At 31.8% G+C, this 14,579-nt stretch carries 15 protein-coding genes; 13 read left to right on the top strand and 2 right to left on the bottom strand.

The window, feature by feature from the left end:
• Positions 1–30 precede the first annotated feature (30 nt).
• The 12 genes from murD to F553_RS0104630 all read left to right on the top strand — a co-directional run bounded on the left by murD (position 31) and on the right by F553_RS0104630 (position 13,480).
• Positions 31–1,395 carry a UDP-N-acetylmuramoyl-L-alanine--D-glutamate ligase gene (gene murD / locus F553_RS0104685; RefSeq protein WP_018999200.1) on the top strand — a complete coding sequence of 455 codons (1,365 nt, stop codon included), beginning with the start codon at positions 31–33 and terminating at the stop codon, positions 1,393–1,395.
• A gap of 28 nt (positions 1,396–1,423) precedes the next feature.
• Positions 1,424–2,542, top strand: a complete 1,119-nt coding sequence (murG, locus tag F553_RS0104680; RefSeq protein WP_018999199.1) for an undecaprenyldiphospho-muramoylpentapeptide beta-N-acetylglucosaminyltransferase — start codon at positions 1,424–1,426, stop codon at positions 2,540–2,542.
• A gap of 22 nt (positions 2,543–2,564) precedes the next feature.
• The gene (murC, locus tag F553_RS0104675; RefSeq protein ID WP_018999198.1) at positions 2,565–3,932 is read left to right on the top strand and encodes a UDP-N-acetylmuramate--L-alanine ligase; all 1,368 of its coding nucleotides are present in this window, start codon (positions 2,565–2,567) and stop codon (positions 3,930–3,932) included.
• Positions 3,933–3,948: 16 nt separating this feature from the next.
• Positions 3,949–4,884 (top strand): D-alanine--D-alanine ligase family protein, encoded by a 936-nt coding sequence (locus tag F553_RS0104670; protein WP_018999197.1) that lies wholly within the window; start codon positions 3,949–3,951, stop codon positions 4,882–4,884.
• Between the two features lie 10 nt (positions 4,885–4,894).
• The gene (locus F553_RS0104665) at positions 4,895–5,635 is read left to right on the top strand and encodes a cell division protein FtsQ/DivIB (protein WP_018999196.1); all 741 of its coding nucleotides are present in this window, start codon (positions 4,895–4,897) and stop codon (positions 5,633–5,635) included.
• A gap of 9 nt (positions 5,636–5,644) precedes the next feature.
• The gene (locus F553_RS0104660) at positions 5,645–6,322 is read left to right on the top strand and encodes a DUF881 domain-containing protein (protein ID WP_018999195.1); all 678 of its coding nucleotides are present in this window, start codon (positions 5,645–5,647) and stop codon (positions 6,320–6,322) included.
• 20 nt (positions 6,323–6,342) lie between these two features.
• Positions 6,343–6,684 (top strand): small basic family protein, encoded by a 342-nt coding sequence (locus F553_RS0104655; RefSeq protein ID WP_018999194.1) that lies wholly within the window; start codon positions 6,343–6,345, stop codon positions 6,682–6,684.
• Positions 6,685–7,031: 347 nt separating this feature from the next.
• Positions 7,032–8,075 (top strand): cell division protein FtsZ, encoded by a 1,044-nt coding sequence (gene ftsZ / locus F553_RS0104650; protein WP_050900420.1) that lies wholly within the window; start codon positions 7,032–7,034, stop codon positions 8,073–8,075.
• 77 nt (positions 8,076–8,152) lie between these two features.
• Complete coding sequence (locus tag F553_RS0104645) at positions 8,153–9,196, top strand: ABC transporter substrate-binding protein (protein ID WP_018999192.1); 1,044 nt, start codon at positions 8,153–8,155, stop codon at positions 9,194–9,196.
• A gap of 33 nt (positions 9,197–9,229) precedes the next feature.
• The gene (rimO, locus tag F553_RS0104640; protein ID WP_008538347.1) at positions 9,230–10,570 is read left to right on the top strand and encodes a 30S ribosomal protein S12 methylthiotransferase RimO; all 1,341 of its coding nucleotides are present in this window, start codon (positions 9,230–9,232) and stop codon (positions 10,568–10,570) included.
• Between the two features lie 26 nt (positions 10,571–10,596).
• The gene (locus F553_RS0104635; RefSeq protein ID WP_018999191.1) at positions 10,597–11,838 is read left to right on the top strand and encodes a competence/damage-inducible protein A; all 1,242 of its coding nucleotides are present in this window, start codon (positions 10,597–10,599) and stop codon (positions 11,836–11,838) included.
• Positions 11,839–11,920: 82 nt separating this feature from the next.
• Positions 11,921–13,480 carry a DEAD/DEAH box helicase gene (locus F553_RS0104630; protein ID WP_033405531.1) on the top strand — a complete coding sequence of 520 codons (1,560 nt, stop codon included), beginning with the start codon at positions 11,921–11,923 and terminating at the stop codon, positions 13,478–13,480.
• A gap of 61 nt (positions 13,481–13,541) precedes the next feature.
• Here F553_RS0104630 and F553_RS0104625 read toward each other — a convergent pair whose 3' ends face one another.
• Positions 13,542–13,946 carry a hypothetical protein gene (locus F553_RS0104625; protein WP_018999190.1) on the bottom strand — a complete coding sequence of 135 codons (405 nt, stop codon included), beginning with the start codon at positions 13,944–13,946 and terminating at the stop codon, positions 13,542–13,544.
• An 87-nt stretch (positions 13,947–14,033) separates the two neighbouring features.
• On the bottom strand, positions 14,034–14,303 hold the full coding sequence (locus F553_RS12080; protein WP_018999189.1) for a DeoR/GlpR family DNA-binding transcription regulator: 270 nt from the start codon (positions 14,301–14,303) through the stop codon (positions 14,034–14,036).
• 115 nt (positions 14,304–14,418) lie between these two features.
• On the opposite strand from F553_RS12080, the gene tnpA reads away from it, so the two are divergent.
• The coding region (gene tnpA / locus F553_RS12285; RefSeq protein WP_156809621.1) for an IS200/IS605 family transposase at positions 14,419–14,579 on the top strand (161 nt) is incomplete at its 3' end.

Raw genomic sequence — 14,579 nt, 5'->3', positions numbered from 1 at the left:
TAAATTTAAAGATTTTAGGAGGTTTTTTTAATGGATTTGAGCAATAAGAAGGTTATTGTAATCGGTGCAGGCATTAGTGGTTTTGCAGCAGCTAAACTTGCTAAAAAACTAGGAGCAGATGTTATTTTAAGTGATGCGAATGAAAAACTAGGTGAAAAGCACGATTTAACTGAGCTTACTGCTTTAGATATAAAAGTAGTTTTAGGAAAACAAACAGAAGCTTTATTTGAAGGCGCAGATTTAGTGATTATTTCTCCAGCTGTACCAAGACATTTACCACTTTTTGAAAAAGTAGCTGAAAAAGTAAAAATTATTAGTGAGGTAGAGTTTGCTTATAAATTAGCTAAAGCTCCTATTTTTGCTGTTACAGGTACAAATGGTAAGACTACAACAACTATGCTTTTAGGCGAATTGATGAAGACTATTTATGGTGAAGATAATGTTGGTGTGGGTGGTAATATTGGTACACCACTTTGTGAAGAATGTTATCGCATTGGCGAAAATGGTTGTATTGTAGCAGAAATATCCAGTTATCAGATGGAAGCTTCTAGTGATTTTGCAACAAAAGGTGCAGCTATATTAAATGTAACTCCTGACCATTTGGCTCGTCATAAAACTATGGAAGTTTATCAAGCTGAAAAAGAAAAAGTATTTGCTCATCATACTGAAGAAAATTTCTTAGTTTTAAATTATGATGATGTACATACTCGTGATATGGTAAATAGAGCAAAAAGTACAATCTGCTTTTTCAGTAGTTCCCAAGAATTAGAAGAAGGGGCTTTTGTAAAAGATAATCAACTTGTTATTCGTTGGAAAGGTTTAATGCATGTTATTTGTAATGTAGATGATATGCAAATCAAAGGTAGCCATAATATAGAAAATGCTTTAGCAGCTTTAAGCTTAGCCTTTTTGGCAGGTGGCGATACTATAAAAATGGCAGAAGCTTTAAAAGCTTTTGCTCCAGTAGAACATCGCATTGAACCTGTTAAAACTATTGATGGGGTAACTTATTATAATGATTCTAAAGCAACAAATCCAGAAGCTGCCAATAAAGCAATTGCAACATTCCCACATATAATTTTGATAGCGGGTGGCGATGATAAAAATACTCCACTTGATGAATTTTATGCTTTAGTAAATGAACGTGTGGATAATTTAATTTTAGTTGGCGATGCTACAAAACGTTTTAAAGAAGAAGCTTTAAAACATAATTATCCAGAAGATAAGATTTATGAAGCAGGATATTCTATGCAAGAAGCAGTAAATTATGCTCATAAAATAGCCAAAGTTCCACAAGTAGTATTATTATCACCAGCATGTGCAAGTTTTGATATGTATGAAGATTATGAAGCTCGTGGTCGTGATTTTAAACGTTTAGTTAATGAATTGAAATAAGTTTAAATAGAGAAAGTGAGAAAATAGTATGAGGATAATTGTATCTGGCGGTGGCACAGGAGGACATATTTATCCAGCAATTACATTGATAAATAATATAAAAAAATTAGTGCCAAATGCAGAATTTCTCTATGTAGGTACTAAAAAGGGTTTGGAAGCTGATATTATTCCACGTGAACAAATTCCTTTTGTTACCTTAGATATAAGTGGTTTTGAACGTCATTTGACTATGAAAAATTTTGTAGTAGCAGGTAAGGCGTTAAAAGCCGTAATGAAAGCTAGAAGTATTGTCAAAAATTTTAAACCAGATGTGGCTATTGGAACAGGTGGATATGTATGTGGACCTATTTTGATGGCTGCAAGTTTGATGGGAATACCAGCTTTGATACAAGAGCAAAATGCTATCCCAGGTGTTACTAATAAAATTTTAGCAAGATTTGTAGATAAAATAGCAGTAGGATATAAACGAGCCTTAAGTTATTTTCCTGAAAATAAAGTAGTATTTACAGGTAATCCTATTCGTGATGACATTTTATTGAGTACAAGAAATGAAGGTTTAATGGAATTTTCATTAGATACTACGAAAAAAACTATTTTAGTATCTGGTGGAAGTCGTGGTGCTCATAGCATTAATAAAGCTATGCTTGAAGTTCATAAACATTTTGCCAATAATTATCGTGTGCAGATTATGCATGTTACAGGTAAAAATGAATATGATTTTGTAAAAAATGGCTTAGCTGATTTAGGTGTTAATTTAGATAAAGTAGATAATTTAGCTGTTTATCCATATTTGTATGATATGCCAAAAGCATTAGCAGCTACAGACATAGCTGTTTTTAGAGCTGGGGCTACAAGTTTAGCAGAGCTTACAGCAAGAGGTGTACCAGCAGTATTAATACCATATCCATTTGCAGCAGAAAATCATCAAGAATTTAATGCTCGTGAATTAGAAAAAAATGGAGCTGCTAAAGTTATCTTAAATCGTGAACTTACAGGCGAAAAATTGATAAATGTATTAGAAGATATGCTTGCTAGTGAAAATCGTCTACAAGAAATGGTGGAAGCTAGCCGTAATATGGGAAAACCTAGCGCTGCTTTAGCTATTGCTGAAATGGTAGTGGATTTGGCTAAAAAAACAAATTATTGATTGTGAGAGGTGTACTTGAAAAGTGCTTGAAGGTATAAAAAAATTACATTTTGTTGGCATTGGTGGCGTAGGTATGAGTGCCATTGCTGAAGTAATGTTAGACAAAGGATATGAAATATCTGGTTCTGATTTGAGTGAATCAGCAGTAGTAAAACATTTAAAAGCAAAAGGTGCTACAATTTATAAAGGTCATGATGCTTTGAATGTAGAAGGTAAAGAAGCATTAGTTTTATCTTCTGCTATACATCAAGATAATCCTGAACTTGTAGCTGCGAAAGCTAAAGGTTTAAAATTATTTCATCGTTCCGATATCTTAGCTTATCTATTAAATGATGCTAAAGGTATAGCAGTAGCAGGTGCTCATGGAAAAACAACTACATCTTCTATGATCAGTGTAGTTTTAGAACATGCAAAAGTTGACCCTACAATTTTAATTGGTGGTTTTGTAGATTATTTAAAAGGTAATGCAAAACTTGGTAAATCCGATTATTTAGTAGCTGAAGCTGATGAAAGTGATGGCTCTTTCTTGAAGTTCTATCCTAAAATTGCAGTTGTTACTAATATTGAAGATGACCATATGGATCATTATGGTTCTATGGAAAATATCATCAAAGCATTTATCCAATTTGTACAGAATTTAGATAAAGAAACAGGTCTTGCTGTATTATGCTTTGATAATGAAAATATTAGAAATATAGCAGATAAAGTGGATAGAAAATATATTTCTTATGCTTTAGATCATGATGCTGATTATATGGCAAAAGATATTAAAATAGATGGACCACATACAAGCTTTACTGTTATTTATAAAGGTGAAGTTTTAGGAGATGTAGCTCTTAATATTCCAGGCAAACATAATGTATTAAATGCATTAGCTACAATTGCTGTATGTCATCATATGGGATTGAGCATAGAAGAAATAGCAGAAGGATTTAAAGTTTTTTCTGGTACAAAACGTCGTTTCCAAACAAAATTTAGAAATGAAAATGTTTGGATTGTAGATGATTATGCACATCATCCAACTGAAATTCAAACAACTATAAAAGCTGCTAAACAGACAAATCCAAAACGTTTAATAGTAGCTTTCCAGCCACATCGTTATAGCAGAACACAATTATTACAAAAAGAATTCGGTTCTTGTTTTGTAGGTGCAGATGTATTGGTATTAACTGATATTTATGCAGCAAGTGAAGACCCTATCGAAGGAATTTCAGGTAAAACTATTGTAGATGAAGTAAAAAAACAAACAGGTGTAGATGCTATTTACATTGAAAAATTAGAAGATATTGCACCATGGCTTAAAGAAAATATTCAAGCTGGAGATTTAATCATTACTATGGGTGCAGGTAATATCTATACTGTTGGTGAAAATTTAGCTCAAAGTTTATAATTGTGAGGAATAGAAAATGAATTTTAAAAAGATTGTTGTCTTGATGGGTGGCCCATCTAGTGAAGCAGAAATTTCTAGATTAACTGGTACAGCTATTTTAAATGCTTTACAAGAAAAAGGTTATAATGCAGTAGGCATGGAATTTGTGCCAAAAACATTAGTGGAAGATATCAAAGAAAGTGGCTGTGATATTGTATTTAATGCTGTTCATGGTAAATATGGTGAAGATGGTAGAATTGCAGCAGTACTTGAAATGATTGATATGCCATATACAAGTTGTAGCGTTTTATCCAGTGCGATAACAATGGATAAAGTAGCAAGTAAACATCTTTTCCGTTCTACAGGAATTTCTACACCAAATTGCCTTATTTATCGTAAAACAGATACTGATAGAAATTTAGTAGAAGAAATTGCTGGTAAATTCTCTATGCCAGTAGTTGTAAAAGCAGCTTCACAAGGTTCTAGTATTGGTGTAGAGATTGTAGAGAAAAAAGAAGATTTACAAAAAGCAATTGATGCATGTTTTGAATATGATGATGCTATTCTAGTTGAAGAATTCATCAAAGGTAGAGAATTATCTATTCCTGTTTATGGAAATAAAGAAAAGAAAGCTTTACCAATTATCGAAATAACTACTAATTCTGGTAGATATGATTATAAGAGCAAATATACAAAAGGTGAATCTTTCCACATTATTCCAGCACCACTTAGCGAAGAATTAACAGCTAAAATTCAAAAATTATGTATTGATGCATGTACAGTAGCTGATTGCCGTGGTGTTGTACGTGTAGATGTTATGCTCAGCGAAGAAAATATTCCATATGTATTGGAAATAAATTCAGTTCCAGGTATGACACAGACATCTTTAGTTCCAGATGCAGCAAATCATGTAGGCATCTCTTTTGGTGAATTATGTGAAATGATTTTGCAGATGGCTATAGAAGAAAAATAAGGAATAATTTATGACAAAAAAGCAAGTTAAATCAAAAAGATTAATTGCAGCTAAAAATTTAAAAAGAGGCCTAATAGGCCTCTTTGCTATACTAGCAATTATATTTATAATTAACTCGCCTATATTGAAAATAGGTTATGTAAAAGTTACAGGTAATTCTTATTTACCTAGAGAAGATGTTTTGCAAATTGCACGAATAACAGAACCTATAAATATTTTTTCTGTACAAACAGATGTTATTCAAAATTATTTACAAAACGATTTACGCATAGATACAGCTAAAGTTTGGCGAGATTTTCCGAACTGTTTAAATATAGAAATTGTAGAAAGATTACCACTTGCAGTTATGAATTGCAGTTATGGTTATGTTGATTTAGATAAAAATAGTGTGATAATTGACACATATAAAGATCCTAAAAAGATACAAAAGCCAGTGATAGTAGGTATTTCTTTAGATGAGGTATATACTGGTGATAAAGTTGAAAATGAAGTAGTAAATAAGGTTTTAAGTTATTTAGGTTATTTAAAACCAGAAGTATTACAACAGATTATACAAATAAATATTGCTGATGCAAATACTATTGAAGCTTATACCCTAAAAGGAACAAAAATTATTTTAGGTAATATAGAAGATCCAGAGGATTTAGCAAATAAAACAAATGAATTTTTTTATGATGTAAAGACAACAACTATACCAGTTGAATACATTGATTTTAGTTATGCTCGACCAGTATTAAAAATAAAGCAATGAGGCTAAATAATGATTAGAGATAAAAAATTTTATTCGATAATTTTTATATGCTTTTTATTGGGATTTATGATATCTGTTCAAGTAAGGACGGCTCAAGAAAATGTGAAGACATCTACTCAATATCAACGAATAGAAAAATTATCTGATATGTTATTGCGTACGGAACAAGAACGTGATGAGTTAAAAGCAGAAATTGTTAGATTGAAAGAAGATGGAAATTTGCGAAAAGAATTTCCTGAAAGGATAAATTTTTTAGCAGGAACAACAGCAGTCAAAGGACCAGGGGTAGTAGTATCTATTGAAGATAGCAAAAAAATCATATCAAATTCAGATAATACGAATTTATATATAATTCATGACGAAGATATCTTAAAAGTAATTAATGAATTAAGAGCTGCTGGTGCAGAAGCAATCTCATTGAATGATCAAAGACTGATATCAACTTCAGAAATTCGCTGTGCAGGTCCTACTATTTCAGTAAATAACACAAGAGTAGCAGCTCCATTTGTAATAAAGGCTATAGGTAATGCCAAAAGTATGGAAGATGCTATAAAAATGCGTGGTGGAGTAGCTGAAACTTTGAGTGTATGGGGAATACAAGTGGATATAAAAAAGGATAATAATATAGTTATTCCTGCATATAAGGGTGCGACAGAATTTAAATATGTAACAGCTATATCTCAATGAGTTTTATGTAGGGGATTTTTATGAAAAATGTAGTTATTTTATGTGTGGTAGCAGGTTTATTAGGTGGCAGTATAGGATACATAGTGCCAGTTGTTATTCCTACAGAATATAATAAATTATTTTCAGTGGCTATATTAGCTGGGATAGAATCTGTTTGTAGTGCTATTAAATTAATAATGAGAAATAAATTTAAAGGCAATATTTTTATTATAACTTTTTTTGCAAATGTAATTATTGCTGTATTATTTGTGTTTATTGGAGATAGTTTAGGATTAGATTTATATTATGTAATTTTATTAGCATTAGGTTTTAAATTATTACAGGATTTAGATGTAGTTAAAACATATATATTTACTAAATGAAATAAGTCTCTTGATACAAGATAATAGTTAAATAAAATATTTAAGCTATTAAACTGTTGTATTGAGAGCTTTTTTATTATATATTAGAATATATTGGTAGGGTTTTAATAAAGCAATTATTGACAAAATAACAAATAAGATATTGGCTAAACATGTTTTTTGTTATATAATTAGTTATTAAGTGTAATATTTTTTAATTTTATAAGTAATTGAAAGAATAATTAACACATAAAGTTACAGGATTGTAAATATAAAATTTTAGTAGAACTAATTTAAAATTAAAAAAAGCTTATGAGAATAGAGAACTGGGGGTTACAGTGGTGTTTGAGTTTGATCAGGAACAAGAAATGGAGCCGATTGCGAAAATAAAAGTAGTTGGTGTTGGTGGTGGCGGTAATAATGCCGTAAATAGAATGATTGCTTCTGGTTTAAAGGGAGTAGAATTTATTGCGATAAATACGGATGCACAAGCATTAGTACATGCTATGGCACAAAATCGCATGCAGATTGGTGAAAAATTAACTCGTGGTTTAGGTGCAGGTGCTAGACCAGAGATTGGTGAAAAAGCTGCTCAAGAAAATCGCGATGATATCATAAAAGCATTACAAGGTGCAGATATGATTTTCGTAACTGCTGGTATGGGCGGTGGTACAGGTACAGGTGGTGCTCCAATCGTAGCTGAATGTGCTAGAGAAGTTGGCGCTCTTACTGTAGGTGTAGTTACTAGACCATTTACTTTTGAAGGTAAAAAACGTTTGAAACAAGCAGAAGCTGGTATTGCAAATTTAAAAGCAAATGTAGATACTTTGATTACAATTCCAAATGATAGATTGTTGGATATTATTGATAAGAAAACTTCAATGGTAGACGCTTTCCGTATAGCAGACGATGTTCTTCGTCAAGGTGTACAAGGTATTTCCGACTTGATTGCTGTTCCAGGTCTTATCAATCTTGACTTTGCCGACGTAAAAACAATTATGAGTAATGCAGGTTCTGCACTCATGGGTATAGGTGAAGGTCAAGGTGATAATGCAGCTATTGATGCAGCTAAAATTGCAGTAAATAGCCCATTGTTAGAAACTTCCATTCAGGGCGCAAAAGGTGTGTTATATAATATTACTGGTGGCCCAAATTTAGGCTTAGCACAAGTAAATGAAGCTTCAAGAATTATCTCTGAAGCTGCTCATGAAGATGCAAATATTATTTTTGGTACAGCAATAGATGAAACTCTTGATGATACTGTAAGAATAACTGTTATAGCTACAGGATTTGACGAAAATGCTGATGAAGGTGTACCTGAATTTCCTTCAGTACCAAAACAGCCAGCAGTAGAAGAAGTGGGAATGGGCTTCCCAGATCTTCCACCATGGATGAGACATAGTAGTAAATAAGGTTATTAACAGGCAATCATGAATTGATTGCCTGTTTTTTGCTCAACAAAGAAATAATTTCAACAGGAAGTGAAAGTATGCGACGATATATACCTTTATTGATAATTGGGTTATGTATTGTATTTATGGTATTAGCGACTTTACTTTATACAACACAAAGTGTTGGCAAAAAAGAACAAGCCAATAAATTTATACCTGTAACTAAAACTTTAACAGTATATACTACAATTCCTGTAGAGATGGCTTCGATTATTGCTAGTGAATATCAAAAAGATGCTAATATTCAAGTTAATTTTATTCCTATAGCAAAAGAGGATTTAATAAATAATTTTCAAAATAATAATATAAAAGATGTTGATATGGTCTTAGCAGATTCAACAGTTTTAGAAGAATTAAAAAGTTTAAATGCATTAACAAGCAATATATCTGAAGAAGAAGATATTGTAAAAGAGCGATTTAAAGATAATAATAATTCTTGGATTGGTGTATGGTATGACCCTATTGTTTTTTGTTATAATTTAGATTATGTGAAAAATAATTGGCAAATTCCTTTGACTTGGAATGATTTAGCACAGAATAATAATATAAAAATAGCTATGACAGATTTTATGGTGGCTTCAGCTGCTGCAAATGTATTGTATTCGTTAAGTCAAGATAAAAATATAGATAATACTATGTTATTGATGCAACAAATTCATGCTAAAGTAGTGCGTTATGCTAAATATTTATCCACTCCAGTGCGTATGGTTGGTATGGGAGAGGCTGATGTTGCTATAGCAGTACAAAGTGAAACGTTGCGATATATAAATGATAATTATCCTATAAGCATCATTTATCCAAAAGACGGGACTGCATACCAATTGACAGCTGTAGGCATTGTTAAAGATAGTAATCAACAAGTAGAGGCAAATAATTTTATCAAATGGTTATTAGGTGATGATATTCAAATCAGCTTACAAAAAAATCGTTATTATTATGTACCAACAAATTACACATCTTTAACTTATAAAGAATTTGCAGGGAAAAATATAAGATTTTTAGAAAAGAATAATATTTTTGATGAAAATGCCAAAAAAGCTATTTTAGATGAATGGGTAACAAATGTGCGTTTAAAAAATTAAAGTAATTGGAGTTTAAACTCAGGAGGAGAAATTATGTTAAAAGCCGGTTTTATAAGTTTAGGTTGTTCTAAAAACCTAGTAGATACAGAAGTTATGTTAGGTATTTTAGCCAAAAATAATATTGAGATCACAGCTGAACCAGCAAAGGCAGATATTTTAATTGTAAATACATGTACTTTTATTCAATCTGCTAAAGAAGAATCTATCACAACTATTTTGAATATGGCAGAATATAAACAAGAAGGCAAAGGAAAATGTCGTTCTTTGATTATTGCTGGTTGTATGGGTCAGCGTTATGGTCAAGAATTATTAGAAGAATTTCCAGAAGTAGATGCTATCGTTGGCACTGGTGCATGGAGCCGTATTATGGAAGCTGTTGAAGCTACTATTCAAGAAAGAAAACGTGTATTGATTACAGGTGAATCTAAAGAAATTTACACTGCTTCAACACCACGTATTTTTACTACTCCATTTTATAGTGCATATATTAAAATTGCCGAAGGCTGTAATCATCGTTGTGCCTATTGTGCTATTCCATATGTACGTGGTAATTATCGTAGCCGTACTATTGAGGATATCAAGCAAGAAGTTGAAGCTTTAGCTGAAAAAGGTGTAAAAGAATTTAATATTATTGCGCAAGATACAACTTATTATGGTAGAGATATCTATGGAAAACCATCTTTAGTGGAATTATTAAAAGAATTAGTTAAAATTGAGAAAGTAAAATGGTTGCGTATACAATACGCTTATCCACATACATTTACAGATGAATTAATAGATTTGATTGCTAGTGAAGATAAAATCTGTAATTATGTAGATTTACCATTACAACATGCTCATAATGATGTATTAAAACGTATGCGTCGCAGTGATACAAAAGAAAGTGTAGAAGCATTATTAGCTAAATTGCGTGAACGTATTCCAGGTGTTGTAATTCGTTCTAGCTTTATTGTTGGTTTCCCTGGAGAAACAGATTCTCAATATACTACACTTCGCAATTTTGTAGAAAAACAGCGTTTTGATAAAGTAGGTATTTTCTCTTATTCTCGTGAAGAAGGAACACCTGCTTATGATATGCCAAATCAAGTTGATGAAAATATCATGCAAGAACGTTATCATGATTTAATGAGTCTTCAAAGTAAAATTTCTGAAACTATCAATATTGAGATGGAAGGTAAAGTCCTTGATGTATTGATTGAAGGTCGCGATGATGAACAACATATGGCATATGGTCGTTCTTATCGTGAAGCTCCAGATGTAGATGGTCAAGTATTTATCGAAGGTGATGATATCAGTCAGCCAGGCGATATTGTTAAAGTTAGAATTTTACAAGGCTTTGATTATGATGTAGTGGGTGAACGCGTAGACGCGTAAATAATTTAATTGGAGATGAGTTTTAGATGATAGTAGAAATCGTAACTACAGGTAGTGAATTGTTATTAGGTCAAGTAATCAATACAAATGTAGCTTATATGTCAGCTCGTCTTAATGAATTAGGTTTTGATGTAGTATATCAAACAACTGTTGGTGATAATCATGATCGAATGAAAGCAGTGTTAGAGCATGCATTATCTAGAGCAGATATCGTCATAACTTCCGGTGGTTTGGGGCCAACACAGGGCGATATAACAAAAGAAGTGTCAGCAGAAATTTTTGGACGTAAATTAAAAATCCATGCTGAAAGTAAACGACGCATGGACGAACATTTTGCTCAAAGACATGTTGTTTGGACTGAAAATAATTTGCGTCAAGTAACACTTCCAGAAGGTGCTGAAGTATTTTTAAATTATAATGGCATAGCTTCTGGTGTTGTCTTAGAAAATAATGGTAAATATTTAATTAATTTACCAGGGCCACCAAGTGAAATGAAAGATATGTTTGAACGTAGTTTAAAGCCATTTTTACAAAGAAAATTTGGCTTTAAACATGTGATTGTATCTAAAGTATTAAACACTTGTGGTATAGGTGAGTCTTTATTAGAAACAAAGATAAAAGATTTGATTTTAGCACAATCTAATCCAACTTTAGCATTACTCATTCGACCAGAAGGCGTAATTATTCGCATCACAGCTAAAGCATCAACTCATAGTGAAGCAGAAAAAATTATTGAAGTAGTAGAAGCTCAAGTAAAAGCTCGCGTTGGTGAATATATTTATGCTGTTGATGATGAGAATATGGAAGAAGTCGTAGCTAAATTATTGAAAGATAATTGCTTGACTGTAGCTTGTGCTGAATCCTGTACTGGTGGAATGCTAGCTAGTAGATTGACATCTATTTCAGGAAGTTCTATGTATATTAAAGGCAGTATTGTAACTTATAGCAATGAGGCTAAGATGAAATTCCTTGATGTAGATAAAGAAATTTTAGATACAAAAGGTGCAGTATCACCAGAAGTAGCTAAACAAATGGCTGAAGGTGTAAGAAAAGCAGTAGGTTCTGATATTGGTGTAGGCATAACTGGTATAGCAGGTCCTACTGGAGGAACAGATAAAAAGCCTGTAGGTTTAGTTTATATTGCTGTAGCTGGTAAAGATAATACAGTAGTAAAAGAAAATATTTTTTCTGGCGATAGAGCACGTGTAAGATATCGCTCTACTCAGCAAGCATTAGAAATGATAAGACAATATATTAAGAATAAATAATGGATTATATTTCTTTGATATGAAGAAATAAAGTAAATAGGAGGACTATTTTTTGGAAGAAAAAATTATTAAATTTGAAGATATGCAATTAAGTAAAAAGGTATTAAATGCTGTTCGTGATATGGGATTTGAAGAACCATCTCCAATTCAAGCACAGACTATACCTTTAGCGTTAGAAGGTCATGATGTTATAGGACAAGCCCAAACTGGTACAGGCAAAACAGCAGCGTTTGGTATTCCAACTATTGAACAAATTGATGAAAAGAATAAATACATTCAAGCTTTAGTATTGACTCCAACACGTGAGCTTGCTATTCAGATTGCAGAAGAATTTAATAAAATTGGTAAATACAAACGCGTAAAAACTTTACCTGTATATGGCGGTCAAATGATAGATCGTCAAATTAGAGCTCTTCGCTTTGGGGTTAAAGTAGTAGTAGGTACTCCAGGTAGACTCATCGACCATATTCGTCGCAATACTATAAAACTTGACCATGTAAAAATGCTCATTTTAGATGAAGCTGATGAAATGCTCGATATGGGCTTTATTGAAGATATTGAAGAAATTATGTCAAATGTGGCACAAGGTGAAAATCGTCAGACTTTATTATTCTCTGCTACAATGCCAGCACCAATTGAAAAATTAGCACGTAGCTATATGCATAATCCACAAAAAGTAATGATCAGTCGTGAACAACTTACAGTGCCATCAGTTGACCAATTATATTTTGAAACTCGTGATAAATTCGAAGGTCTTTGTCGTGTACTTGATATAGAAGATAGTGGTAAATATATTATTTTCTGCCGTACAAAGAAAAATGTTGATGACCTTCAAGCTTCATTACAAGTTCGTGGTTATATGGCTGGTAGCTTACATGGTGATATGAGCCAAGCACAGCGTGATCGTGTTATGCGTCGTTTCCGCGAAGGAAAACTTGAAATTTTAATTGCAACAGATGTAGCTGCCCGTGGTATTGATATAGATGATATCAGTCATGTAATCAATTTTGATATTCCACAAGACCATGAATCTTATGTACATCGTATCGGTCGTACTGGTCGTGCTGGTCGTACAGGTATCGCTGTTACATTCATTGAACCAAAAGAATATCGTCAATTAAAATTGATTGAACGCATGACAAAATCTCGCATGATACGAGGAGAGCTTCCAACACCTGCTGATGTTATTGAACGTCAAAGAGAAGCAATCAAAGAACGTTTGTTAAAAACATTAAATAATAATACGTATGCAGATTATCATTTAATTATTTCTGATATCGCTAATGAAGGTTTTGATTATGTAGATATCGCAGCAGCAGCGTTACAGCTTTCTATTGAAGGCGTAAAAGAAAAAGACGATAAAGTTTTAGATGAACGTTTTGAAAATACAGGTGGAGCACCTGGTATGGTACGTTTATTCTTAAATATTGGTCGTAAACAAGGTATTCGTCCACAAGATATCGTGCGCACATTTGCTTCAGAAGTTGATATTCCAGGTAGCATAATTGGTGTAATCAATATTTATGATAAATTTACTTTTGTGGAAGTGCCAAAAGATATAGCTGAAAAAGTAATATCTGTAATGCACAGAAATACTATTAAAGGCTATAAATTAAATATCGAACCTGCAAAAGGCAAATAAAAATAAATAGAGCATTTATAATAAAAATAGCATTATCTTTAGGGATAATGCTATTTTTGTTTTATTTTATATTTTTGTCTGTTGAAGAATTATCATAATTGAAATTTAAGTTTTTTATTTTTTCATCAATTTTATGAGCGATTTCTGGATTATCTGCAAATAATTCATGAGTTAGGAAATAAAGATAAGAGGAATTATAATAAATTTGTTTGCGCATTTCTAATTGATTTTGTTGAAGTGCTTTTATTTCATTGAATAAAACTATAAGATTTTTATTTAATGTTGTTAATTTCTTATCTATATCTGCATTGTGGATAAATTCAGTAGATTTTTCAGAAGGTATCTGTTTGTGAGGATTTAAAATGCGTTCACGACAAAATTCAGATAGGGATTTCTTTTGTTTTTTAGCTTCTTTTTTTAGAGCTAATTTATCATTATCAGTTAAATTAATAGAAATTTGTCCCATATAAAATAACCACCTTCATAATCATAATAAATTAATTATATCATATAATCTGAAGGTGGTTGGTCTTTGTTAAATTTAGTAGAGATTTTAAGAAATTATAACTTGAATATGTTTACTTTCTAGCTCAGCTTTGATGATATCTGTAATATGATTATCTGTTATTACCATTTTTACACCATCTTTTAAATTTAAAGGAACAACGCTATGCTTAGAAAATTTTTCACTTTCAGTCAAAACGATTACATATTCTGCTTGGAGAGCCATATCACGCACAGCTTGAGCTCTCATTTGGTCTTTATTAGTAAAACCTATCTTTGAAGAATAGCCATCAGTGCCAATGAAAAAGAAATTTACCAAATGCGAGCGTAAAGCCCCTAAATTTATTTATGGAGATATAAGCTCGCTAAAAAACAATGATTCGATATCATTGTTTTTTATTGTATTATATTTTTAATAGTTATATAATACTTTTATGAAATATAAATCAAATAATAATATAGTATATTCTTGTAAATATCATGTAGTATTTTGTCCTAAATATCGTAGAAAAGTGTTGAACAATGGTGTTGATGAACGATTAAAGGAGTTGATTAATAATATTTGTCAGGAGCTTCACATCGATTTAATCGAGAT

This window comes from Megamonas rupellensis DSM 19944 (genome assembly GCF_000378365.1).
In the GTDB taxonomy this organism is placed as follows: Bacteria; Bacillota; Negativicutes; order Selenomonadales; family Selenomonadaceae; genus Megamonas; species Megamonas funiformis.
The sequence above is the reverse complement of the archived record's forward strand: the minus strand, read 5'-3'. Positions and strand labels throughout refer to the sequence as shown.

Coding starts and splice junctions, on each gene's coding strand:
- murD (WP_018999200.1), top strand. CDS start 31: ATGGATTTGAGCAATAAGAAGGTTATTGTAATCGGTGCAGGCATTAGT.
- murG (WP_018999199.1), top strand. CDS start 1,424: ATGAGGATAATTGTATCTGGCGGTGGCACAGGAGGACATATTTATCCA.
- F553_RS0104670 (WP_018999197.1), top strand. CDS start 3,949: ATGAATTTTAAAAAGATTGTTGTCTTGATGGGTGGCCCATCTAGTGAA.
- F553_RS0104665 (WP_018999196.1), top strand. CDS start 4,895: ATGACAAAAAAGCAAGTTAAATCAAAAAGATTAATTGCAGCTAAAAAT.
- F553_RS0104660 (WP_018999195.1), top strand. CDS start 5,645: ATGATTAGAGATAAAAAATTTTATTCGATAATTTTTATATGCTTTTTA.
- F553_RS0104655 (WP_018999194.1), top strand. CDS start 6,343: ATGAAAAATGTAGTTATTTTATGTGTGGTAGCAGGTTTATTAGGTGGC.
- ftsZ (WP_050900420.1), top strand. CDS start 7,032: ATGGAGCCGATTGCGAAAATAAAAGTAGTTGGTGTTGGTGGTGGCGGT.
- F553_RS0104645 (WP_018999192.1), top strand. CDS start 8,153: ATGCGACGATATATACCTTTATTGATAATTGGGTTATGTATTGTATTT.
- rimO (WP_008538347.1), top strand. CDS start 9,230: ATGTTAAAAGCCGGTTTTATAAGTTTAGGTTGTTCTAAAAACCTAGTA.
- F553_RS0104635 (WP_018999191.1), top strand. CDS start 10,597: ATGATAGTAGAAATCGTAACTACAGGTAGTGAATTGTTATTAGGTCAA.
- F553_RS0104630 (WP_033405531.1), top strand. CDS start 11,921: ATGCAATTAAGTAAAAAGGTATTAAATGCTGTTCGTGATATGGGATTT.
- F553_RS0104625 (WP_018999190.1), bottom strand. CDS start 13,946: ATGGGACAAATTTCTATTAATTTAACTGATAATGATAAATTAGCTCTA.